Below are 22,733 nucleotides of genomic sequence, written 5' to 3'. Positions count from 1 at the left end.
ATACAAGATGAGAATAAAGTCTATATTGGTTTCTCAACCATCACCTAGTGAATCTTCTCCATATTTGGAGATTGCAAAGAAGGAAAAAATAAAGATTGATTTCCGTCCTTTCATCCATGTTGCGGGGGTTGACAACAAAGAACTTAGAACACAGAAAATAGATTTAACGCAGTATACCGGTATTATTTTTACCAGTAAAAATGCGATCGATCATTATTTTAGGCTAGCAGAAGAATTGAGATTTTCCGTTCCTGATACCATGAGATATATCTGTCAGTCTGAGGCGATTGCCAATTATCTTCAGAAACACATCGTTTACAGAAAGAGAAAAATCAGCTTTGGCGAGAAAAATTTCACAGATCTTTTGCCTTTGTTTAAAAAGTTTCCATCCGAAAAATATTTGTTACCATCATCTGATGTTTTGAGTGCGGATATTCCTAAAACTCTGGATGCAGCAAATATTCAATGGACGAGAGCGATTATGTACAGAACAGTTTGCAGCGATTTGACAGACATCAACATTAATGACTACGACATGTTGATTTTCTTCAGTCCGCAAGGAATCAAATCTTTACAGCAAAACTTCCCGGATTTCAAACAAGAAGACACAAAAATCGGAGTTTTCGGCCCTACTACTTCAGCAGCTGCCGAAGAAGCAGGCTTAAAAATAGATTTGATGGCTCCCACAAAGGAAACACCGTCGATGACCATGGCACTTGAAAAATACATCAAAAGCTTACATAAATAGTTTTTAAAACTTTATACCATACAGCCGTCTTTTCGATTAAAGAAAAGATGGCTTTTTTTTAATTAAATTTGAACAAAAATTAACATTGAACAAAATTTCGTTTTTAAAGCACATTTTAGCCTAAAAGTTTAACGAAAACAGATTCAATTAAAATAAGGAAATATTCGAATGAAAGCTCCACAAGCAAAAAAAAAAGAAAATATACTCGAAATTCACGGAGATAAAAGAATTGACAATTATTTTTGGATGAACAATCGTGAAAATCCTGAAGTCATCAAATATCTCGAAGAAGAAAATGCTTACGAAGAGGCGATGATGAAAGAGACGGAAGCTTTTCAGGAAGAACTTTACGAGGAAATGAAAGCCCGTTATAAAAAAGATGATGAGTCTTTACCCTATTTCTTCAACGAATATTGGTACATAGTGCGTTATGAGGAAGGAAAAGAATACCCTATTTTCTGCAGAAGATTCCAAACTATGGAGAATCCTGAAGAAATCATCCTCGATGTCAATATTCTAGCGGAAGGTCAAGAGTTTTTTGAAGTTGCCAATGTTGCGGTAAGCCCGAATAACGAATTGGTTTCTTTTTCAGAAGATAATGTGGGAAGAAGAATCTACAGTTTAAATTTTAAAAACTTAAAGACTGGTGAAATTCTTTCAGACAAAATAGAAAACACAACAGGAAAAGCGGTTTGGGCAAATGATAACAAGCACGTTTTTTACATCAGAAAAGATGAAAGCCTTCGTGCGTATAAAGTTTACCGACATGAATTGGGAACAAATCCTTCTGAAGACGTTTTAATTTTCCATGAAGAAGATGAAACTTTTGACGTTAATGTTTTTAAAACCAAATCTTTAGAATATATTTTCTTGGCGAGTTCAAGTACAATTTCAGATGAGCATCATTTTATTCCTTCAGACAACGTTTTTGCAGAATGGAACGTAATTCAGCCAAGAATCGATGATTTGGAATACTCTGTTGAGCATTACGAAGATGAATTTTACATCATCACCAATGCAGACGACGCTACCAATTTCAAAATCGTAAAAACCAAAATCGACAATTGCAGAATGGAAAACTGGGTAGATGTAATCCCGCACCGTCCCGAAGTTTTGCTTGAAGGTTTTGAGATTTTCAAAGATTATCTCGTTTTGGAAGAAAGAGAAGAAGGGCTTTTACAGATAAAAATCATTAACGAGAAAAATGGAGAGACGTATGACTTACCTTTCTCAGACCCGACTTACACGGCTTACATTGGTTTAAATTTAGAATTTAATACTGACGTTTTACGTTACGGATACACTTCGCTTACAGTTCCGAGTTCAACTTTCGAATATAATATGAAAGATAAAACCACCAAACTCTTGAAGCAACAGGAAGTTTTGGGTGGAAAATTTGTTGCTGAAAATTATATTTCAGAAAGAATCTGGGCAGAATCCAGAGATGGCGAAGTGAAAATTCCAATTTCTTTGGTTTATCACAAAGACACCAAGAGAACGGCAGAAACACCGGTTCTTTTATATGGATACGGAAGTTACGGACATACGGTTGATGCGAGTTTTTCTAATGTGAGACTTTCTATTCTGGATCGAGGTTTTATATATGCAATCGCTCACATTCGTGGCGGTGAATATCTAGGAAGAGAATGGTATGAAGACGGAAAAATGTTGTTTAAAAAGAATACTTTTTTTGATTTCATCGATGCCGGAAAATATTTAATAAAAGAAAATTACACTTCTTCAAAACACTTATACGCAATGGGAGGAAGTGCAGGAGGTTTATTGGTAGGAGCTGTTGTAAACTACGAACCACAATTATTTAACGGGATTGTCGCACAAGTTCCTTTCGTAGATGTTGTAACAACCATGTTGGATGAAACTATACCTTTGACGACCGGAGAATATGATGAATGGGGAAATCCGAATGATGAAGAATATTATCATTATATGAAAGATTATTCGCCATATGATAATGTAGAAGCAAAAGACTATCCGCATATGCTGATTACGACTGGTTTTCACGATTCTCAAGTGCAGTATTGGGAACCTGCAAAATGGGTTGCAAAATTACGTGAATTGAAAACTGATGACAATCTTTTATTGTTTAAAACCGATATGAGTTCTGGTCACGGCGGTGCAAGCGGAAGATTTGAATCCTTAAAAGAAGACGCATTGGAATATGCGTTTTTGATGAAACTTGAAAATAAAATTTAATTAATATCAAACATAAAATCCTTGATTTAATACAATAAAACAAATTCTTAAAATATGACAGAAGCAGAATTATGGGCCAAGGTTGAAGAATTTTTTCAAATCAATTTCGACACAGAAAAACATCCGCAGATAGACACCATCTTATTTTTAATTGGTGTACAGGAATTAGGAAGCGGACAACAAAAATACACAAAGGACGACAAGCTCAACATCCTTCACATTGCAGTTTGTCGACTTCTTGAACCTTTCGGATATTTTAAATTTAGCCATTACGATAAAGACGGTTATCCGCATTTTGATGAGCTGGAAAAACTTCCGGAACTGAAACCTAACGAGCAGCAACTTTTGATGAAGAAAGCAATTATTCATTATTTTCAGGAAGAGGAATTAATTTGAAAATAAAACAATTTGAAAATTTTCAATTACATAACAAGAAAAATGGAACGTAAAATTATGTTCCATTTTTTTATCACAAACGTTTTTAAACCAATTTAATATTTGAAATTTTCAAAATAATACATTCTCAAATTTTCAAATTACCAAGAATTTCTTCGAGCTGATTCAAACCCATTTTAAAACCTTCTTCAAAGCCCATTTCTAGTTGCTTTTTCATGTCATCCTCAGTTTGAAAATGCATGTTGACGGACAATTTTGTCCCTTCCTCAACTCCTGTAAAACCTAGAAGCCATTTGGTTTGCGGGGAATTCTCATCAATTTTTCCGTTTTCATCACAGAATGCGTCGATTCCGTCAAAACTCCTTCCATTATTAATCTCACCGTACTTCACTTGTGAATAAATTTTCTCACCCTCCGGGCCATTCATGGAGTAGAACCAAACACCTCCCTCTTCAAAGTTAAGATTTTCAGTTTCGCATTTCCATGGATTCGGAGCCCACCATTGGTCAAGTAGTTCAGCCTGTGTAAAATAATCCCAAACTTTAGAAACTTCAGCATCATACACTTTCATGACGTAGATGCTTTTTGAATCAAAATCTTTATTAAAAACAATTTCAGTATTCATTTACTATATTTTATTTAAAATTAAAAATTTTAGACTTAGAAACAATTAAATATTTCCCAATAAAAAAGAATGTATTCGTAAAAAAATGTTAAAAAACTCGATTTTAAGAAATTGAACACAATTTTTTGGCGCATTTTTTGTTTATCTCGTGGTAAAATATTTAATTTTAACATTTGTAATTACAAATTATTATATTCAATGAATAACAAGTTCATCCCGATAATCTCAGTCTTCATGACAATTTCTTTAATTGTTTTTGTGACTTTGCAGTTTTATTGGCTTAAAGGATATTATGGAGCACTGGAACAAGAGTTTTCCAACAAAGTCTATACCGCTCTGGAAAATACCACAAAAACGGTTTCTGAATTAGAAGCAGAAAAATTATTTAATGAAAATTATGAAAACTTTCGGGACAATGTAAAAGCAAATAGTAAGCAACCTTCATTAACGACAATTCAACAGACTATAGATTCTGGAACACAGAGATCAATTATCTATTCTAAAAATCTGATCGAACAAAGGCAACTTCCTCTCAACAAAAGTGGAGATTCTTTGCGTTTGACAAAAATGTATACTGATGGTGCCGCTTATACGATAAAAAAAGATACTACAAAAAGAGAAATACTAACCAACGAAATCAATCAGAATATAGAAAGTGGCGATTATAGTTTCAAAGAATTCATTGATGTAAGAGGTAATAATCTTCCTCTCACAAAACGTGTTGAGGCAAAAGTTTTAGACTCTATTATAACGAAAGAACTCAGTATGAAAGGAATTTCTTCTGATTTTGGGTATGGAGTTACCGATAAAAATAATAAACTTACTACTGTAGTTAATAAAGTTTTTCAGGAAAAAAAGGAAGGAAATACTTATTCTTATCCTCTATTTACAGACACAAAAGACCGTACCTTATACACCTTGGCTTTAGTTTTTCCTAAAAAAGAATACTCTTTGGCGATGAATAACTGGCCAATGCTTTTGGGGACATTTCTTTCTCTACTGACAATTTTGGGAATTTATATCATTTCTATCAACTATATGATGAGGCAAAAAAAGATTGCCGAAATCAAAACAGACTTTATCAACAATATGTCTCATGAGTTTAAAACTCCTTTGGCGACCATTTCTGTTGCAACAGATTCTTTAGCGAATGATAAAATTGCGACTAATCCTGAAAAAGTAAGATATTACTCAAGTCTTATTAAGCAAGAAAACCTGAGGATGAAAAAACAGGTAGAAAATGTTCTGAATATGTCTAAGCTGGAAAGAAATGAGGTGAAATTATTCCTAAAGGAAACCAACGTAAGAGAATTAATTAAAAGAACTACAGAATCATTCGGACTCATTGTTACTCAAAGAAATGGTACATTGAGGCAGGAATTCAATGCCGATAAATACACTTTTAAAATTGACGAATTTCACATCTCAAATATGCTGGTCAACCTTTTGGATAACGCCAACAAATATTCTCCCGAAGCACCGGAAATTGATGTAAAAACAAGAAATGAAGGTAATTGGTACGTAATCGAAATTTCCGATAAAGGAATGGGAATGGAAACAGAAAACAAAACTCGGATTTTTGAGAAATTCTTCCGCGAAGAAACAGGAAACATTCACAATGTAAAAGGACAAGGGCTTGGGCTTTCTTACGTAAAGAAAATCGTTGAACTTCATAAAGGTCAGGTAATTGTGGATTCAGAAAAAGACAAAGGAAGTAAGTTTATCATTAAACTTCCAATGGCTTAAACTGAAAATAATAATTGATAAGTAATAATTAAACAAATAAACAAGATATGAGCAACAGAATATTATTAGTAGAAGACGACCAGAGTTTCGGAGCGGTTTTGAAAGATTACCTTTCTATCAACAATTTTGAAGTGACTTTAGCAGTCGATGGCGAGCAAGGTCTGAAAGAATTTACAGAAAACGAATTTGACATCTGTATATTCGACGTTATGATGCCTAAAAAAGACGGTTTTTCTTTAGCGGAAGACGTTAAGAAAATCGATAAAAACACTCCTATTATCTTTCTTACTGCAAGAAATATGAGAGAAGATATATTGAAAGGATATCAACTGGGAGCTGATGATTACATTACAAAACCTTTTGATACTGAATTACTTTTATATAAAATCAAAGCGATTCTTCAGAGAAGCTCTACTTTAGAAAATGAAGAGCAGGAGCAGTTTAAAATCAGCAATATTTTCTTTGATTCTATGTTGAGACAATTGAGAGTTGGTGATAATGAATACAAACTTTCGCCGAAGGAAAATGAGCTTTTAAAATTACTTTGTCTTCACAGAAACGACTTTATGCCGAGAGATCTTGCATTAAGAAAAATCTGGAAAAAAGAAAATTACTTTACGGCAAGAAGTATGGATGTTTATATTGCTAAATTGAGAAAACTCCTGAAAGACGATGACGGTTTAGAAATCATCAACGTTCACGGTGAAGGTTTCAGACTTTTGGTAAAGAACTAAGCGAAACGTTAAAATAACAATATAGTATAGAAATTAGCAAAGCATTTAGAAATGTTTTGCTAATTTTGTTTTTTATGCTTATTTGTTACGTAGTCGCCATAAGTAAACTCAGGAAAACAGCTTCCAAAGATTAAGCGATAACATAAGACTTAAAAAAACAATAAAAATTACTTATGAAAAATATATTTTTAGGGATTTTAACCGCAGGAATTTTAGTTATTTCCTGCAAGAAAGACGAAAAACCTACTTACATAAAAGACGAATCGGGAGTTAAACAACCAATCGCAGCGGTCAACAACACCCCACAACCTTCATTATTGAATCAGGCAGGAATTCAGACAGCTGCACCCAATTCTCCGGCTGGAGCCACCGCTCCAGGGATGAATCCTCCTCACGGACAACCTGGTCACAGATGCGAAATTCCTGTAGGACAACCTTTAAATGGCAGCGGAACACCCGCACAGGCAGCTAATCCTTCCACACAAAACATTACGGTAAACGGAAATAGCCAAGTTCAGATTGATCCCAATGCAGTAAGTCCGGGAAAAATAATGATGGATCAAAATGGGAAACAAGTGAAAACTGCTCCGGGAATGAATCCTCCACATGGTCAGCCAGGCCACAGATGTGATATTCCGGTTGGTCAGCCTTTAAACAGCAAACCTGCACCTACCTCTCAACCGACTGCACAGACAACTCAAGTACAAGCTCCACAACCGATGCCGGCACCTAAGGCTGTAGCAAATAATACAGGTCCAAAACCAAAAATGAATCCAGCACATGGTGAGCCTTGGCATGATTGTGCTAAAAAAGTAGGTGAGGCACTTTAATTTTTTTGTAAATTTGCGTCGTGAAGTATATACAGGTTTTATTAATTATCTTTTGTTTAGGAATTTTCTTGATTCCTAAAGATAATTTTTATGCCCAGACTTCACAAGAAAACTGTTGCAACACAGAATCAAAAACTCATAGCTGTTGCGACAAAGAACATGATAGCCAAGACAAAAAAGACGAAAAATCTTCATGCAACGACGATTGTTGTTCGTTTTGTGTGACCTGCCATACTGTCGTAGAAAATCTTTCTGCGAAAACCTTATTTTTCAATCACATCCCTTTTAAAACAAATAGAAGTTTAGAATTTCAATATTCTGCCCCTCATATTTCAGATAGTTTAAAAGATATTTGGCAACCGCCTAAACTAGGTTAATTACATCCAAATTATTCATTAAGATCTTAATGAATCGTTTTTTAATTAATCTAAATTTTAAACAATGAAATTATATACTACCAAGGTAATCCTTGGCCTATTCCTCTTATTTACACAATTTATCTTTGCTCAAAATCTTCATAAAAGCCAGTTTCAGGTAAAAGGAAACTGCGAAATGTGTAAAGAAAGAATAGAATCTACCGCTTTGAAGGCAGGAGCTACAGCAGCAAGGTATTCTATTGATTTACAAACACTCACTTTAGAAACGTCAGACAATATTACGTCTGAAGATATTCTTAAAAAAATAGCAGAAGCCGGACATGACAACGAAAAGTTCAAAGCCTCTGACGAAACTTATCAGAAACTTCCGGGATGTTGTCATTACGAAAGAGAAACTCAAACAGAAAAAAAGCTAACAGCAGAAAATCACAATCACTCAAAAGGTGAAAATGAGTTTTTCGTAAAGGGAAACTGCGAATCTTGCAAAGCCCGAATTGAAAAAGCAGCAAAATCAGCAGGAGCAAAATCAGCGGACTGGAATGCAGAAAAACAAACTATAACTTTAGATTTTGATTCCTCAAAAACCTCAGCAGACCAAATTTTGAAAAAAATCGCTGAAGTAGGTCATGATAACGAAAAATATAAAACGCCCGATGACGTTTACAAAAAACTTCCGGGATGTTGTTTGTACGACCGTGAGACAGCATTTGGAGAAGCCAACGCCAATGTACATTCTGATCAAAATGCTACAATACACGATTCAAAAAAACACACAGATTCCGATTCTGATCATCAACATGATAAGAACGCAAAAAACATTGAAGAAGTAAAGGTGTCAGCATCGAAAGCTGCAACTTCTATCAATAAAAAAGAAGCAGGCTTGGTTTTTAATATCGACAAAAAAGAATTATTAAAAGCAGCGTGTTGTAATTTATCTGAAAGCTTTGAAACCAACGCGACCGTTGATGTTTCGTTCAGTAATGCTGTTACAGGCACAAAACAGCTTAAAATGTTAGGTTTAGATCAAAAATACACAAGTTTGACTAAAGAACTTTTACCTGAAATCAGAGGTTTGGCATCTGCTTATGGATTAAATTTTATTCCCGGAAGATGGATTGAAAGTATTCAACTTACTAAAGGCGGAAGTACCGTAACGAGCGGTTACGAAAGTATCACAGGACAAATTAATACCGAACTCATCAAGCATTCTGAAAAATCTGAGACTTCTTTAAATTTATTTTCCGATTTCAATGGAAGAGCTGAAGCGAATATTACCCATGTTGAACCAATTAATGATCATTGGACGCAAACTTTTCTACTTCACGGAAACGGAACGTTTGGAGATACAGATATGAATGACGACGGTTTTCTTGACCGACCAAAAGGAACTCAGTTGAACGCAGCTTATTTACTGAATTTTAACGACTTAGAAAAATCAGGTTTCGGTTCGCACTTCGGAATTAATTTCGTGAAAGATGAAAGAACTGCAGGACAAATCGGTTTTGATAAAAAACTTCCACAAGACAAACAAACTGCATACGGCGTTGGAATTGACATTTCTAGATTTCAGGTTTGGAATAAGACAGGATATGTTTTTAAAGGAAAACCTTATCAAAGTTTGGGCTGGATGAATCAGTATGTTTATCACCAACAGGACAGCTTTTTCGGACTGAGAAATTATTCCGGACAGCAGCATACGTATTATTCGAATTTAATTTTTGAAAGCATTATCGGAAATACCAACCACAAGTATAAAACCGGAGCGAGTTTCATGTATGACAGATACAATGAAGACTATCTGACAAACAATTTCAGAAGAAACGAAGTCGTTCCCGGAATTTTTGCTGAATATACTTTAACAGGTTTAAAATATACTTTGGTTGCCGGTGCAAGAGCCGACTTTCATAATTTAGCCGGAACTCAGTTTACGCCGAGATTAAATTTTAAATATGATTTCACTCCGCAAACTATTTTACGATTATCTGCCGGACGAGGTTTCAGAACTACTTCAGTTTTTGCTGAAAACCAACAGTATTTTGCATCCAACAGAAACATTCAGATTCTTCAAAATGGTGGAGATATTTATGGTTTGAAACCGGAAATTGCCTGGAATTTTGGAGCAAGTCTGCAACAGGAATTCAAATTATTCGGAAGAAAATCTACTTTGATGGTTGATTTTTTCAGAACAGATTTCCAGGATCAGGTTTTGGTTGATCTCGACCGTTCCCCTCAACAGTTGACTTTCTATAATTTAGAAGGAAAATCTTTTGCAAATTCATTTCAGACACAATGGGATTTTACTCCTTTCAAAAATTTTGAAGTGAGACTGGCTTACAAATACTATGATGTGCAGGCTGATTATATGGATGGACGAAGAGAAATTCCTTTTATGGCGAAGCACAGAGGTTTTGTAAATTTAGCATACGCCACCAATAAAAATACAAAAGGCGGATTCTGGAGTTTTGACACCACATTAAATGTTGTCGGAAAACAAAGACTTCCCAATACAGCAAGCAATCCTGTAGAATTTCAAATTCCTGCATACTCACAATCTTATGCAGTTGTAAATGCGCAGATTTCAAGAAATTTCAACCAGAAAATCAGAGCGTATGTAGGCGGTGAAAACCTGACTTCTTACTACCAAAAAAATGCGATTGTAGATTTCAGAAACCCTTTCGGAAATTATTTTGATGGCGGAATGGTATATGCTCCAATTATGAAAGCTAATTTCTACGTAGGACTGGATGTGAGTTTCTAATTTGATTCAATTTATTTTTAAATAAATCTAAGGCATGATGTCAATAATTTAATCTTATCACATCATGCTTTTTTTGTACCTTTCACTTAAAGAAAATCTATGGGTTTGGAGAACTTAATTTTTGAAGACGCTTATAAAAAATTTGGTTTTGAACATTTCTCCCAAAACAATTTTGAAGGTGTGGAACGTATAAAATCACAACCATACATTAAAGTTTTGTATTTACCTGCAGGATATGAATTGACTGTAGATTTTAATCATTACAAAACAGAATCTCCAACTCTTTTTTTCATTACTTATCAACTTCTCGATATCAAAAAAGGAAGTACGGACGAGGCATCTCTTATTTATTATAACAGAGATTTTTATTGTATTCAAATTCATGATAAAGAAGTTGCGTGCGACGGATTGCTTTTTCACAACGTTTTTGAAAATCCAAAAGTTGAGCTCAGTGATTCTGAAAACGACATCATCAAGAACTTATTTGAAAACATTAAAGATGAGCTTCAGTCTAAAGATTCTTCTTCTGAAGAAATGATAAGAACGTACCTGAAACAAATTATCATTCGTGCCACCAGAAAATGGAAAGCTCAAAATATAGAACCCGAAAATCTAAAGATCAACCATCAGGAACTTGATGTTTTCAGGGACTTCAGCCGTTATCTGGAAATTCATTACAGAGAAAAGCATCAAGTCTCTGATTATGCAGAAATGCTTCATGTTGCACCCAAAACACTGAGCCATAAGTTTAAAAATTTAAATTTGGAGTCTCCCAATCAATACATCATCAACAGAATTCTGCTGGAAGCAAAAAGGCTTCTTTTCTATACAGACAAGACCGTAAAAGAGATTGGTTATGATTTGGGTTACGAAGATCCTGCCTATTTCAACAGACTTTTTACTCAAAAAGTAGGTAGCACACCTATCAATTTCAAGAAAAACTATTCGTCGGGAAAAAAGTACAATATTTAATGCTTTAAATCTATTTATTAAAGAACTTACACTCCATATCTTTGTATCATCAAAAAGCAATTAATATTTAACATTAAAAAATTCAAAACATTATGAAACGTAACGCAACAGCCGTTTGGAACGGAACCGTAAAAGAAGGAAAAGGTCATTTAACGACTCAAAGCACAACACTTAGCCAAACTCAATATTCTTTCAGCAGCCGTTTTGAAGATGGTGTAGGAACAAATCCTGAAGAATTATTAGCCGCAGCACACGCAGGATGCTTCACAATGAAGTTGAGCGCAGAACTTTCTCAAGCTGGCTTCACACCTGAAGAATTGACGACAAAATCTGTAATCACATTAGACCCAAGCATCGGAAAAATCACAAAGTCTGAATTGACTTTAACTGCAAAAGTTCCTGGAATTTCTGAAGAAGATTTTCAAAAATATGCGAAAATCGCAGAAGAAGGTTGCCCGGTAAGCGCAGCTTTCAATTTTGAAATTACTTTGAATGCAACTTTGGTTTAAGTTTTAGATAAAACTAACCCGATTAAAAATATGAAGTCTGAAGATAATTGAATCTCAGACTTTATTTTTAAAATAAAATATACCGATTGGTATATTTTTATTATATTTGCACATCATTTTGTATCAATGTCTAAAGCAGAAAAGACAAAACAGTTCATCATCGAGAAAACCGCAGCCCTGTTCAACAGCAAGGGCTACACAAGAACGTCGTTATCTGACATTTCTGAAGCAACAGGCTTGACTAAAGGCAGCATTTACGGAAATTTCGAAAACAGAGATGAATTGGCAATAGAGGTTTATAAATTTAATTCCGGGCTTCTTGGGAAAAATTTATTGAGATCTTTTGGCGATGAATTTCCTACTTTACTTGATAAACTCTATGCATTTGTTGCTTTTTACCGAAAAAACTGGCATTTTGTTTTCGCAAATGGAGGTTGCCCGATTATGAATGCGGCAACAGAATCTGATGATACTTTCCCAAATCTAAAAAAACAAGTTGCCATTTCTTTTGAAAACTGGAAGAAAACCGTATCAAAAATCATTTTAAAAGGACAGGAAAGCGGGGAATTTAGTAAAAAAATTAATTCAGAAGAATATGCATCACTCTTCATCATGCTGATTGAAGGCGGAATTCTGCTATCAAAAACTACAGACGATGAAAAATACCTCAATCTTGCGCTAGATAGAGTACTATCAATCATCGATCGGGAAATAAAACAAACTCCATTATAAATACTGTTATGGATAAACTTGCAAAACTACAAGCATTCATCGGGAAAGAATTTACAGAATCTCCTTCTCCGTTTATGCGTTGGCTAAATCCTATAGTGATTTCTGCAGAAGAAGGAAAAATAGAATTTCAATATACGGTAAGACCAGAATGGCTGAATCCTATGGGAAATATGCATGGTGGAGTAACTGCAGCAATCATGGATGATATTATTGGCGCCACAATGTTTTCGTTGAATGAAAAAAACTTTATCGTGACGGTAAATAATGCCATTGATTATTTTTCTACAGCGAAAGAAAATGATGAGATCGTTGCGGTATCATCAATTATTAAAAACGGAAAGCAGTTTGTAAATGCGCAGTGCGAAATTTGGAATGCAGACAAAACGCGCATGATTGCAAGAGGAACTTCTAATTTATTTAAAATCAATAATTAAACATAAAATCGTCAAAATATTTAGGCACAGTTTTGATGCTATTATTTGACCTTTAAAAAGAATACAATTTATTTATGAAGTCGGCACGAGTTTTAGGACCGAAAACTACTTCATAATTATTAAAAAACAACAGTAAAATCTACATATGAAAAGAGTTGTCATTACAGGATTGGGTGCAGTAACACCTTTGGGAAACAATGTCGAAGATTTTTGGCAAAACAGCATCAACGGAAAAAGTGGTGCAGATTTAATCAAACATTTTGATACAGAAAAATTCAAGGTACATTTTGCCTGTGAAGTGAAAAATTTTGACCCAAAAGTTCATCTTACTCATAATGAAATCAAAAGAAGTGACCTTTTTACTCAATATGCCATGTATTCATCTGCAGAAGCGATTCAGGATTCAGGTTTAGATTTTGAAAAGATGGATCCATTCGATACAGGAGTGATCTGGGGAACCGGACAAGGCGGAATGTGGACCTTCGAACACGAAGTAATGGAATATGCAAAAGGAGGAGAAAACCCACGTTTCAATCCTTTTTTCGTTCCTAAATTCATTGCAAACATGGCATCGGGAATGATTTCTATGAAGTTTGGTCTTCAGGGAATCAATTATACTACCGTTTCTGCGTGTGCCACCGGAAATACCGCAATTATGGATGCTTTCAACTATATCAGATTAGGAAAAGCTAAAGTAATCATTAGTGGTGGTTCTGAAGCGGCGATTACTCCAGCCTCAGTGGGTGGATTTTCTACGATGAAAGCCATGTCTACACAAAATGATGATTTCGCTACCGCAAGCCGACCGTATGATGCTGACAGAGATGGTTTTGTAATGGGTGAAGGTGCAGGTTCTTTGGTTCTTGAAGAGTACGAACACGCAAAAGCACGTGGCGCAAAAATATACGCTGAATTGGTTGGTGCAGCAATGACTGCCGATGCATATCATATGACAGCACCTCATCCTGAAGGAGCAGGAGCTATAAAAGCAATGCAACTAGCATTGGAAGAAGCAGGAGTGAATGCCGAAGACATCAATTATATCAATCCGCATGCAACCTCTACTCCACTTGGAGATTTGATTGAATTAAATGCAATTACTAAAGTTTTTAAAGGTAGTACCAATTTAGACATCAGTGCAACCAAATCGATGACCGGTCATTTATTGGGTGCTGCTGGAGCTGCCGAAGCTATTCTTTCTATTAAAGCAATTCAAAATGGGATCATCCCGCCAACGATTAATATGCACAATATTGATGAGAGAATTCCGAGAGATATCAATATCGTCTTTAATGAAGCGAAAGAAAAAGAAATCAATTATGCTTTGAGTAACGCCTTTGGTTTTGGTGGCCACAATGCAACTTTGATTTTTAAAAAATTTAAATAAAATTTAAAATAAAATAAAATAAACATAAAAAAGGCTGTTCAATAAAGAAACAGCCTTTTTTTGTTATGCTTTCAACCACTCCGAAGAGGAAAGATAATTTTCATCAGGATAATAAATGAAAAGACAATTTTTTCCTTTGATGGTATTGATGATTGGCTCCGTCAGACTTCTTGGAATTGCCGGGCAACCCCAACTTCTTCCGATTCTTTTGTGAGCAGCTGCGAATTCTTCACTTACATAATCTGCTCCGTGCATCACAACAGCCCTTTTATATGCTGCGTCATTAAAGCCTCTGTCCATTCCTAAAAGTTTTAGAGAATATCCGTTATCACCATTGTAGGTAGATTCTGTGATATAAAATCCCATGCTGCTTTGCAGTGAACTTTCTGTATTTGAAAAATTAGTTGCAAATTCTTCACCTGTATTCTTTCCGTGAGCTACCAATGAATTGAAAAGTACTTTTCTTTGTTCAGTATCAATTACCCAAAGTCTTTTGACATTTGAAGATAATGAGAAATCACAAATGGTTAAAAGATGAGCTTCTTCACTCAGTTTTCCGGCTTTTTTAAGATTTTCAAAACCTAGTAGTGCTTTTGCAAAAACATCAAACTGAAGTTTATTGGTATTTTCGAAGGAGATAGATTGATAAAGTTCTTCAGAAGAACTCACTTTGTTTGTATTTTTTAGAGATTTTGACTCAATTATAGTTTCGATTTTGTTTGTGCTTTTAGTAATTCTATCATTATCTGTCTTTTTTGGAGCTAGATAAAACGAGGTAGAAATCAAGTACACAATGCCTAATACGCTATAAAATCCTTTCATTAAATATTATGTTAATTAAAATTCGTCGGACAAAATTATATAAACATAACAAGATAACAGTTAAAAACCGTGAAAGTTTAACTGAATTTAAGAAAGTTTAACGTAATGATTACCTGATACTAAGCTCTTATTTTTGAGAATCAGGAACAAATTCTAAGCTTACAGAATTCATGCAATAACGAGTTCCCGTAGGAGCCGGGCCATCGTTGAAAACGTGACCTAGATGAGAATCGCAACGTTTGCAAACTACTTCGATTCTTTCCATCCCATGAGAAGAATCTCTGTTGTAAGACGTGCCTTCTTTATCAGCTTCAAAAAAACTTGGCCAACCACAACTTGATGAAAATTTAGAATCAGAGCGGAATAAATGATTTCCGCAAACTGCACAGTAATATTCTCCTAACTCGTCAAATTCATTGTATTTTCCGGTGAAAGGTCTTTCTGTAGCGGCTTCTCTTGCGATGGCATACAAATCCGGCAAAAGAATTTTCTTCCATTCGTCGTTCGAAACATGCAGTTTTGTACGGTCAGTTCTTGAGTAATATGGATTGTTTTTTGCTTTAGTATTTTCCATAGGAGTAATTTTGACGGGTTTTTGAGTCTGCGAACACATCTGCAGAAAGGTTAATAACAATATGGGAATCAAAAATTTCATGATTGATTTTAAAAACTTCAAGATCAATGCAAATTTTAATCCGCAATAATCTTCAATTTGATTTTATTCTGTTTTCCAATTCCAAATTTACTAAATTTGAGACTATGAATGATGAACTGAAAAGAAAACAACTCAATAAATACAAGGCTTTTGCCACAGGACTTTTTGTTTTGATGGCCGTCATCTTTGTGGTGACCACCATTCTTCAAAAAACTCACGACTCCCATTGGATTGGCTATGTTCGTGCTTTTTCTGAGGCCGCTATGGTCGGAGCTTTGGCAGATTGGTTTGCAGTAACCGCACTTTTCCGCTATCCCCTTGGGATTCCGATTCCACATACGAATCTTATTGAAAACAGTAAAGAAAAACTTGGTGATAATTTGGGAAGCTTTGTAGTGTCTAATTTCCTATCGCCTCAAACGATTCGCCCTTACATTCAGAAAATTAAAATATCCAACTTTGTTGGTGAATGGCTGACAAAAGAAAGAAATCAGGAGGCTTTAATTAAAAATCTTTCAGACATTATTTTAGATATCCTCAATAAACTCGATGATTCTGAAGTGAGCCATTTTATCAGCAAAAAAGTGAGCGAAATGACGGATGATATTCAGTTAAATAAAATTTTAGGCAACGGAATTATCTACCTTTTAGATAAAAATGACCATCAGAAAATAGTAACCAATCTTTCAAAACAAATCAAAGAATATTTGATAGAGAATGACGCAATGATTCAGGAAAGAGTAAAAAAAGGAAGTTATTCTTTTATTCCGTCGTTTGTAGATAATAAAATTGCGCAGAAAATTGCGAGCGGACTTTCAGACTTCTTCCGAGAAGTAGAAGAAGATACCAATCACGAAATCAGATCTTTAATCACAAAAAAAATCTACGACTTTTCTATTGATTTAAAAGAAGACCCGAAATGGATTGATGAGTTTAAAACCATCAAAAATGACTTTCTGAAGACCGATAAACTAGATGAATATTCAAATGACATCTGGCTTTCCATTAAAAAAACATTGGGTACAGAACTTCAGGAAGAAGATTCTTCATTAAAAAAATACATCACAAAAAACCTCAACGAGTTTTCTGAAAACCTGAAAACCGACGAAAATCTTCAAAATAAAATTGACAATTGGGTACGAGTGACGGCCTACAAATACATCCTTAAAAACACCCATCAAGCCGGAAATCTCATCAGTTCAACCGTTGGAAACTGGCAAGGGAAAGAGTTGAGCGAAAAGCTTGAATTAGAGGTAGGTAAAGACTTACAATTTATCCGTGTGAATGGAACTTTAGTTGGAGGATTGGTTGGTTTGATTATTTATACGATCTCACATTTTTTTCTTTAAATCTAAAATTTCAAGCATAAAAAAGCAAAGCCTTGATGACTTTGCTTTTTCAATATATTTTAATTAAAATTTATCTCGAAATTCTACTCGCTCTCGTTAAAAGTTCCTGATTAATATCATTGATAAGTTGTGGACCTTCATAAATAAATCCGGTGTACAACTGAACCAAAGTTGCACCTGCATTTAGCTTTTCAATCGCATCTTTTGCAGAATGAATTCCGCCAACTCCGATGATCGGGAAAGCTCTGTTGCTTTTATCTGAAAGATATTTGATCATTTTTGTACTGCGCTCACGAATAGGTTTTCCGCTTAAACCACCGTTTCCGATTTCTGCTAAAACTTCGGGTGAAGTTTTCAAACCTTCTCTGTTCACGGATGTATTTGAAACCACAATTCCATCGATTTTTGTATCGGCAATCAGTTCGATAATCTCATCAAGCTGTTGGTTGTTTAAATCCGGAGCAATTTTTAAAAGAATTGGTTTTTGAGTGGGCTTAGTCTGATTGATTTTTTTAACGGCAGTTATCAGCTCTCTAAGATATTCAACATCTTCCAGTTTTGCGTGGCTACCAACGTTGGGACAGCTTACATTCAAAACAAAATAATCTACATAAGGATGAAGACCTTCGAAACAATCAAGATAATCCTGTGTATAATTTTCCGGCGTTGTATTGGTATTTTTTCCAATGTTTCCACCGATGATAATCTTGCCTTTGTTGCCTTTCAGCTTTTCAATCGCAGCTTTTAATCCGTCATTGTTGAAACCCATTCTATTGATGATTCCTCCATCTTCGATCAGACGAAATAATCTTTTCTTAGGATTTCCAGTCTGTGCTTTTGGAGTTACCGTTCCGATTTCCACAAATCCGAATCCTAAATCGCCTAATTCGTTGAATAAAACCGCATTTTTATCGAAACCTGCCGCTAAACCAACTGGATTTTTAAATTTCAGTCCGAAAACTTCTCTTTCCAGACGTTTGTCTTCAATTGGTTTTGGTAGAAATAATTTGGTTAAGAATCCGAAATTTTTAAGCATCGAAAAAGTAAAGTGGTGAACTTCTTCGGGATCAAATTTGAAAAGAAAAGGGCGAATGAGCGATTTGTACATTGAAAAAAAGTTTTACAAAAATAATCATTTTCAAATTAATGAATTATTGATGTGTGATAATTTATGTAAATGTTGGTCATTGGTTTTTTTAAACACAAATGATACTAATTTTTCAATAATAATCACAAATAATAGAATGTAAAATCTGTTTAATTCGCTAAAATCCACTATAGCTTTTTAACGCAAATATTTATCCTAAATGTAGAATTTTAAGGAGCAAAGATAAATCAGCAATTTGACTTAATCATGATTACTTTTTAATTTCGTCAGTTCGAGTAGCGTAGCAAAGCGGAGTGTATAGAGAACTTCGTCCAAAGTTCTCTATACATTTTTCTTCATTTCATTACGAAAAACACTCCTTTAGATTTGTAAAAAGAAAATTGATACTTTTATTAAGAAGAGACAAGTGTTTAAGTAAACTAATAATCACTCCGAGCAAAACTCATAGTTCGATTAAGACTTAAACACTTTCTTATCAAAAAACTCAGATAGAAATTCGGGATTGGAGCCCATTATTAAGGAGTTGAGATGATGATAAGTTTCTCTTTCAATTAATCAAAACAAATTTATGGAAAAAGTTTTTATTGGAATTGACATTAGTAAACTAACTCTGGATGTTTTCGTTAAGGGAGGTTCTAAAACACAGCATTATCAAATTGAGAATAATTCGAAAGCTATCAAAAAGTTTTTCAAAAGTTTCTCCAATACTGCAGATACCGTTGTAGGAATGGAAAATACAGGAAGGTATAATTTTGAACTTTACGAAGTTCTAAGTAATATGGACCTTTTAGTTTTTGTTATAAATCCACTTCATTTAAAGAAAAGCATCGGTTTTTTAAGGGGTAAGAATGATAAACTCGACAGTCAGAGAATTTGTATTTTTTTGGAGAAAAACCACATGGATTTAGAGCCTTGGATTGCTAAATCTTCAGAGATTCAAAAGATAAGTTTACTCAATGCAGAACGTAGACACAGAGTAAAAATAAAAGCAGGTTTATTAAGACAGATGAAAGATTTAAGCTTTCTTAAAAATCATACAGATAAGGAAATTATAAAACTTAATAAACAATTGATTTTACTTTTAGACAAGCAGATTAAAACAGTTGAGAAAAAGATGGTAGAGATTATTGAATCGAATGTAGAATTGAAGGATCAATATAAAAGAATACAGACTGTCCCAGGTGTTGGAAAAGTATTGGCTACTATGCTAATTGTTAAAACTAATGGATTTACAGAGATTCAATCGGCAAGAAAGATGGCTTGTTATTCAGGGGTAGTTCCGTTTGATCATCGCTCAGGTTCATCAATCTATTACAAACCTCGAGTCTCTACGATGGCTGATAAGGAATTAAAAAAGATTTTACATTTAGCTGCGTTGAGCTCCATAAGATTGAAAAATGATCTCGCTTCATATTTTCAAAGAAAGGTTTTAGAGGGAAAGAATAAAATGTCTGTCTTAAATGCAATTAGAAATAAAATCATACACAGAGTTTATGCTCTGATAAAAAATAATTCTGTGTATAAAAATAATTTGCTTATGTCATAGAAATCGAACTGACGTTTTTTTTTCAACTAGAAATACGCACTTAAATCAAGTTTCAAAATATCTCCTACTCTTTTGAACTCATCATCTATAGTAGCGCTGACCGTAATTCTTTCGTTAGAAATAGGATGATTAAAAATCAATTGATAGGCGTGAAGCGTCATTTTGGAGATACCAAATGTTTGAAGCCACAATTTATTTTGTTTATTGCAACCATGTTTGCGACAGCCCAAAATGGGATGCAAAATATGTTTAAAATGTTTTCTCAACTGATGAAATCTTCCTGTTTTAGGAATTGCTTCTACCAAACAATATCTCGAAGTCTGATGCTTTAAAAAAGGTAAATCTATTTCCGAAGTCTGTAGACGATGATAATAAGTAACCGCATTTTGTTTCACTTCATTTTCATTCACTAAATCATAATCGATTGTTTCTTCTTCCTTCGTCCAGCCCCTTAGAATGGCGATGTATTTTTTTTCAACCTTTTTTTCCTCAAACTGAGTACTCATCATTCTCAGCGTATCTTTATCTAAAGTAAATAACAAAACGCCCGAAGTTTTTCGGTCAAGTCGATGCACTGGATACACTTTTTGCCCAATTTGCTTTCTCAGTTCCTGAATAGCATACGTATCTGCTTCTCCGGAATAGAAAGATTTGTGAACCAATAATCCGCTTGGTTTGTTGATTGCAATAAGATTTTCGTCTCGATAAAGAATTTCTAACATGAGGCAAAAGTAGGAAAACTATACTACAAGACCGAACTATTGTTCGCGCTTAAAAGTGTAGTGAAAGATATAGGTTCCCATGTATTCTCTGCTTTCCACACTTACCAATTCCCAACCTTCATTACCATATTGGTTTAATGTTTTATCTATTTCATTCGGATCATATTCTACAGTCCAAAAACTTACTTTAGGCTTTACCACAATCGTTTTATATTCAAATCTTTTCTTCATAACACATATTTTATTTACAATATATAATAAATTTTAAACATATACTTTCCTTTATGTCTGACTTAATTTTTTAAACGCACTTTTGTCAATAGCCCTGATTGCAGCGGCATCCTTTTGTGATGAGGAACGAAGAGCAAAAGATATAGCGAAAAGCAGGTTTCCGGCTCCTAATAATTTCAGAATTAAAAACTTGCGTTATCCCGCTTCCAACTTGCCACATTTTCACTATTTTTGCAGTCAAGACGAAAAATTTATGGCAAAGCAAGAAGATGTTTTCAAGAAAGTGATTTCTCACGCTAAAGAATATGGGTTTATTTTCCCTTCCAGTGAGATCTATGATGGTTTATCAGCTGTTTATGACTATGGACAGAACGGTGCAGAACTGAAAAATAATATCAAACAATACTGGTGGAAAGCGATGGTACAGCTAAACGAAAATATTGTGGGTATTGATTCGGCGATTCTGATGCACCCGACTACTTGGAAAGCTTCTGGCCACGTTGATGCTTTTAATGATCCTTTGATTGACAATAAAGATTCTAAAAAACGTTTCAGAGCAGATGTTTTGGTGGAAGACTATTGTGCAAAAATTGAAGATAAAGAGAACAAGGAAATTGAGAAAGCTGCCAAAAGATTTGGTGATTCTTTCGATAAAGATCAGTTTGTGGCAACGAATCCAAAAATTCTGGAATACAGAGCAAAAAGAGAAGCTATTCTTTCAAGATTGGCAAAATCTTTAGAAAATGAAGACCTTGCTGATGTAAAAGCTTTGATTGAAGAGTTGGAAATTGCTGATCCTGATACAGGCTCAAGAAACTGGACGGAAGTAAGACAATTTAACTTAATGTTCGGAACTAAATTGGGTGCTTCTGCAGATTCTGCGATGGATCTTTATTTGAGACCGGAAACTGCTCAGGGAATTTTCGTTAACTTCTTAAACGTTCAGAAAACTTCTCGTCACAGACTTCCGTTTGGTATTGCACAAATTGGAAAAGCATTTAGAAATGAGATTGTTGCGAGACAGTTTATCTTCAGAATGCGTGAATTTGAACAGATGGAAATGCAGTTTTTCGTTGCTCCGGGAACAGAACTTGAATTCTACGAACAATGGAAGCAAAAACGTCTGAACTGGCATTTAGCTCTTGGTTTAGGAAATGAGAATTACAGATTCCACGATCATGAGAAATTGGCACATTATGCGAATGCTGCGGCGGATATTGAGTTTAATTTCCCTTTCGGATTTAAAGAATTGGAAGGTATTCACTCGAGAACTGATTTCGATTTGAAAGCTCACGAAGAATTCTCCGGAAGAAAACTTCAGTTCTTCGATCCGGAAAGAAATGAAAACTACGTTCCTTATGTTGTGGAAACTTCTGTAGGTTTAGACAGATTATTCCTATCCATTTTCTCTCATTGTTTAAGAGACGAAGTACTAGAAGACGGCTCAGAAAGAACAGTTTTATCTTTACCTCCGGCTTTAGCACCAATTAAAGCAGCAATTCTTCCGTTAATGAAGAAAGACGGCTTAGCAGAATATGCGGAAAATATCTTCAACGATTTAAAATACGACTTCAACTTATTCTATGAAGAAAAAGATGCAATCGGAAAACGTTACAGAAGACAAGATGCGATTGGTACACCTTATTGTATTACAGTAGATCATGATTCACTTACAGATCATACCGTAACCATCAGAGACAGAGACACGATGCAACAGGAAAGAGTTCCGGTTTCTGAGTTGAGACGAATCATCGACGAGAAAACAAATTTCAGAAATTTACTTTCTAAAATATAAAACTTTTTAAATTAAATATTTAAATCCCGACACTTTAAGTTCG

General features: G+C 34.6%; 22 protein-coding genes. 16 read left to right on the top strand and 6 right to left on the bottom strand.

Features of this window, described 5'->3' with window-relative positions:
- Positions 1–7 precede the first annotated feature (7 nt).
- From LNP04_RS12470 to LNP04_RS12460, 3 genes are all read left to right on the top strand, one after another.
- Positions 8–748 (top strand): uroporphyrinogen-III synthase, encoded by a 741-nt coding sequence (locus tag LNP04_RS12470; RefSeq protein ID WP_229983287.1) that lies wholly within the window; start codon positions 8–10, stop codon positions 746–748.
- 168 nt (positions 749–916) lie between these two features.
- Positions 917–2,962, top strand: a complete 2,046-nt coding sequence (locus LNP04_RS12465; RefSeq protein ID WP_229983286.1) for a S9 family peptidase — start codon at positions 917–919, stop codon at positions 2,960–2,962.
- A gap of 54 nt (positions 2,963–3,016) precedes the next feature.
- Complete coding sequence (locus LNP04_RS12460) at positions 3,017–3,358, top strand: hypothetical protein (protein WP_229983285.1); 342 nt, start codon at positions 3,017–3,019, stop codon at positions 3,356–3,358.
- 127 nt (positions 3,359–3,485) lie between these two features.
- Here the strand turns inward: LNP04_RS12460 and LNP04_RS12455 are convergent, their stop codons facing one another.
- Positions 3,486–3,983, bottom strand: coding sequence for an SRPBCC domain-containing protein (locus LNP04_RS12455; RefSeq protein ID WP_229983284.1), 498 nt, complete (start codon positions 3,981–3,983; stop codon positions 3,486–3,488).
- 198 nt (positions 3,984–4,181) lie between these two features.
- Here LNP04_RS12455 and LNP04_RS12450 point away from each other — a divergent pair, with 198 nt between their 5' ends.
- The 10 genes from LNP04_RS12450 (at position 4,182) to fabF (ending at position 14,462) form a co-directional block, all read left to right on the top strand.
- Entirely contained in the window at positions 4,182–5,729 is a 1,548-nt protein-coding gene (locus LNP04_RS12450) for a sensor histidine kinase KdpD (RefSeq protein ID WP_229983283.1), read from the top strand.
- 47 nt (positions 5,730–5,776) lie between these two features.
- On the top strand, positions 5,777–6,463 hold the full coding sequence (locus tag LNP04_RS12445) for a response regulator transcription factor (RefSeq protein ID WP_047443171.1): 687 nt from the start codon (positions 5,777–5,779) through the stop codon (positions 6,461–6,463).
- A 173-nt stretch (positions 6,464–6,636) separates the two neighbouring features.
- Entirely contained in the window at positions 6,637–7,293 is a 657-nt protein-coding gene (locus LNP04_RS12440; RefSeq protein WP_229983282.1) for a hypothetical protein, read from the top strand.
- A 20-nt stretch (positions 7,294–7,313) separates the two neighbouring features.
- Positions 7,314–7,670: a hypothetical protein gene (locus LNP04_RS12435; RefSeq protein WP_229983281.1), complete on the top strand. Its 357-nt coding sequence runs from the start codon at positions 7,314–7,316 to the stop codon at positions 7,668–7,670.
- A 64-nt stretch (positions 7,671–7,734) separates the two neighbouring features.
- Positions 7,735–10,428, top strand: a complete 2,694-nt coding sequence (locus LNP04_RS12430) for a TonB-dependent receptor domain-containing protein (RefSeq protein ID WP_229983280.1) — start codon at positions 7,735–7,737, stop codon at positions 10,426–10,428.
- Positions 10,429–10,533: 105 nt separating this feature from the next.
- Positions 10,534–11,400 (top strand): helix-turn-helix domain-containing protein, encoded by an 867-nt coding sequence (locus tag LNP04_RS12425; RefSeq protein WP_407928599.1) that lies wholly within the window; start codon positions 10,534–10,536, stop codon positions 11,398–11,400.
- 92 nt (positions 11,401–11,492) lie between these two features.
- On the top strand, positions 11,493–11,909 hold the full coding sequence (locus LNP04_RS12420; RefSeq protein WP_229983278.1) for an OsmC family peroxiredoxin: 417 nt from the start codon (positions 11,493–11,495) through the stop codon (positions 11,907–11,909).
- A gap of 126 nt (positions 11,910–12,035) precedes the next feature.
- Complete coding sequence (locus LNP04_RS12415; protein WP_229983277.1) at positions 12,036–12,641, top strand: TetR/AcrR family transcriptional regulator; 606 nt, start codon at positions 12,036–12,038, stop codon at positions 12,639–12,641.
- A gap of 8 nt (positions 12,642–12,649) precedes the next feature.
- Complete coding sequence (locus tag LNP04_RS12410; RefSeq protein ID WP_229983276.1) at positions 12,650–13,075, top strand: PaaI family thioesterase; 426 nt, start codon at positions 12,650–12,652, stop codon at positions 13,073–13,075.
- Positions 13,076–13,220: 145 nt separating this feature from the next.
- Positions 13,221–14,462, top strand: a complete 1,242-nt coding sequence (gene fabF, locus LNP04_RS12405) for a beta-ketoacyl-ACP synthase II (protein WP_229983275.1) — start codon at positions 13,221–13,223, stop codon at positions 14,460–14,462.
- 63 nt (positions 14,463–14,525) lie between these two features.
- Here the strand turns inward: fabF and LNP04_RS12400 are convergent, their stop codons facing one another.
- Both LNP04_RS12400 and msrB read right to left on the bottom strand, forming a co-directional pair.
- The gene (locus LNP04_RS12400; RefSeq protein ID WP_229983274.1) at positions 14,526–15,284 is read right to left on the bottom strand and encodes a murein L,D-transpeptidase catalytic domain family protein; all 759 of its coding nucleotides are present in this window, start codon (positions 15,282–15,284) and stop codon (positions 14,526–14,528) included.
- Between the two features lie 127 nt (positions 15,285–15,411).
- Positions 15,412–15,897, bottom strand: a complete 486-nt coding sequence (msrB, locus tag LNP04_RS12395) for a peptide-methionine (R)-S-oxide reductase MsrB (RefSeq protein WP_229986301.1) — start codon at positions 15,895–15,897, stop codon at positions 15,412–15,414.
- Positions 15,898–16,043: 146 nt separating this feature from the next.
- Between msrB and LNP04_RS12390 the strand changes: the two genes are divergently transcribed.
- The gene (locus tag LNP04_RS12390) at positions 16,044–17,288 is read left to right on the top strand and encodes a DUF445 domain-containing protein (protein WP_229983273.1); all 1,245 of its coding nucleotides are present in this window, start codon (positions 16,044–16,046) and stop codon (positions 17,286–17,288) included.
- 70 nt (positions 17,289–17,358) lie between these two features.
- Here LNP04_RS12390 and LNP04_RS12385 read toward each other — a convergent pair whose 3' ends face one another.
- Complete coding sequence (locus tag LNP04_RS12385) at positions 17,359–18,396, bottom strand: quinone-dependent dihydroorotate dehydrogenase (protein WP_229983272.1); 1,038 nt, start codon at positions 18,394–18,396, stop codon at positions 17,359–17,361.
- Positions 18,397–18,964: 568 nt separating this feature from the next.
- On the opposite strand from LNP04_RS12385, the gene LNP04_RS12380 reads away from it, so the two are divergent.
- A complete protein-coding gene (locus tag LNP04_RS12380; RefSeq protein ID WP_229983271.1) occupies positions 18,965–19,942 on the top strand; it encodes an IS110 family transposase in 978 nt (325 codons plus the stop codon).
- 26 nt (positions 19,943–19,968) lie between these two features.
- On the opposite strand, the gene LNP04_RS12375 is transcribed toward LNP04_RS12380, so the two are convergent.
- A complete protein-coding gene (locus LNP04_RS12375) occupies positions 19,969–20,664 on the bottom strand; it encodes a pseudouridine synthase (RefSeq protein WP_229983270.1) in 696 nt (231 codons plus the stop codon).
- Positions 20,665–20,700: 36 nt separating this feature from the next.
- Positions 20,701–20,895, bottom strand: a complete 195-nt coding sequence (locus LNP04_RS12370; RefSeq protein WP_229983269.1) for a DUF4177 domain-containing protein — start codon at positions 20,893–20,895, stop codon at positions 20,701–20,703.
- Between the two features lie 253 nt (positions 20,896–21,148).
- On the opposite strand from LNP04_RS12370, the gene LNP04_RS12365 reads away from it, so the two are divergent.
- The gene (locus LNP04_RS12365; protein WP_229983268.1) at positions 21,149–22,690 is read left to right on the top strand and encodes a glycine--tRNA ligase; all 1,542 of its coding nucleotides are present in this window, start codon (positions 21,149–21,151) and stop codon (positions 22,688–22,690) included.
- Positions 22,691–22,733: the final 43 nt, after the last annotated feature.

Source organism: Chryseobacterium sp. C-71 (assembly GCF_020911865.1).
GTDB lineage: Bacteria > Bacteroidota > Bacteroidia > Flavobacteriales > Weeksellaceae > Chryseobacterium.
Note: the sequence above shows the minus strand (reverse complement) of the source record. Positions and strands in the feature narration are given on the sequence as shown.

Coding starts and splice junctions, on each gene's coding strand:
- LNP04_RS12470 (WP_229983287.1), top strand. CDS start 8: ATGAGAATAAAGTCTATATTGGTTTCTCAACCATCACCTAGTGAATCT.
- LNP04_RS12465 (WP_229983286.1), top strand. CDS start 917: ATGAAAGCTCCACAAGCAAAAAAAAAAGAAAATATACTCGAAATTCAC.
- LNP04_RS12460 (WP_229983285.1), top strand. CDS start 3,017: ATGACAGAAGCAGAATTATGGGCCAAGGTTGAAGAATTTTTTCAAATC.
- LNP04_RS12455 (WP_229983284.1), bottom strand. CDS start 3,983: ATGAATACTGAAATTGTTTTTAATAAAGATTTTGATTCAAAAAGCATC.
- LNP04_RS12450 (WP_229983283.1), top strand. CDS start 4,182: ATGAATAACAAGTTCATCCCGATAATCTCAGTCTTCATGACAATTTCT.
- LNP04_RS12445 (WP_047443171.1), top strand. CDS start 5,777: ATGAGCAACAGAATATTATTAGTAGAAGACGACCAGAGTTTCGGAGCG.
- LNP04_RS12440 (WP_229983282.1), top strand. CDS start 6,637: ATGAAAAATATATTTTTAGGGATTTTAACCGCAGGAATTTTAGTTATT.
- LNP04_RS12430 (WP_229983280.1), top strand. CDS start 7,735: ATGAAATTATATACTACCAAGGTAATCCTTGGCCTATTCCTCTTATTT.
- LNP04_RS12420 (WP_229983278.1), top strand. CDS start 11,493: ATGAAACGTAACGCAACAGCCGTTTGGAACGGAACCGTAAAAGAAGGA.
- LNP04_RS12415 (WP_229983277.1), top strand. CDS start 12,036: ATGTCTAAAGCAGAAAAGACAAAACAGTTCATCATCGAGAAAACCGCA.
- LNP04_RS12410 (WP_229983276.1), top strand. CDS start 12,650: ATGGATAAACTTGCAAAACTACAAGCATTCATCGGGAAAGAATTTACA.
- fabF (WP_229983275.1), top strand. CDS start 13,221: ATGAAAAGAGTTGTCATTACAGGATTGGGTGCAGTAACACCTTTGGGA.
- LNP04_RS12400 (WP_229983274.1), bottom strand. CDS start 15,284: ATGAAAGGATTTTATAGCGTATTAGGCATTGTGTACTTGATTTCTACC.
- msrB (WP_229986301.1), bottom strand. CDS start 15,897: ATGTGTTCGCAGACTCAAAAACCCGTCAAAATTACTCCTATGGAAAAT.
- LNP04_RS12390 (WP_229983273.1), top strand. CDS start 16,044: ATGAATGATGAACTGAAAAGAAAACAACTCAATAAATACAAGGCTTTT.
- LNP04_RS12385 (WP_229983272.1), bottom strand. CDS start 18,396: ATGTACAAATCGCTCATTCGCCCTTTTCTTTTCAAATTTGATCCCGAA.
- LNP04_RS12380 (WP_229983271.1), top strand. CDS start 18,965: ATGGAAAAAGTTTTTATTGGAATTGACATTAGTAAACTAACTCTGGAT.
- LNP04_RS12375 (WP_229983270.1), bottom strand. CDS start 20,664: ATGTTAGAAATTCTTTATCGAGACGAAAATCTTATTGCAATCAACAAA.
- LNP04_RS12370 (WP_229983269.1), bottom strand. CDS start 20,895: ATGAAGAAAAGATTTGAATATAAAACGATTGTGGTAAAGCCTAAAGTA.
- LNP04_RS12365 (WP_229983268.1), top strand. CDS start 21,149: ATGGCAAAGCAAGAAGATGTTTTCAAGAAAGTGATTTCTCACGCTAAA.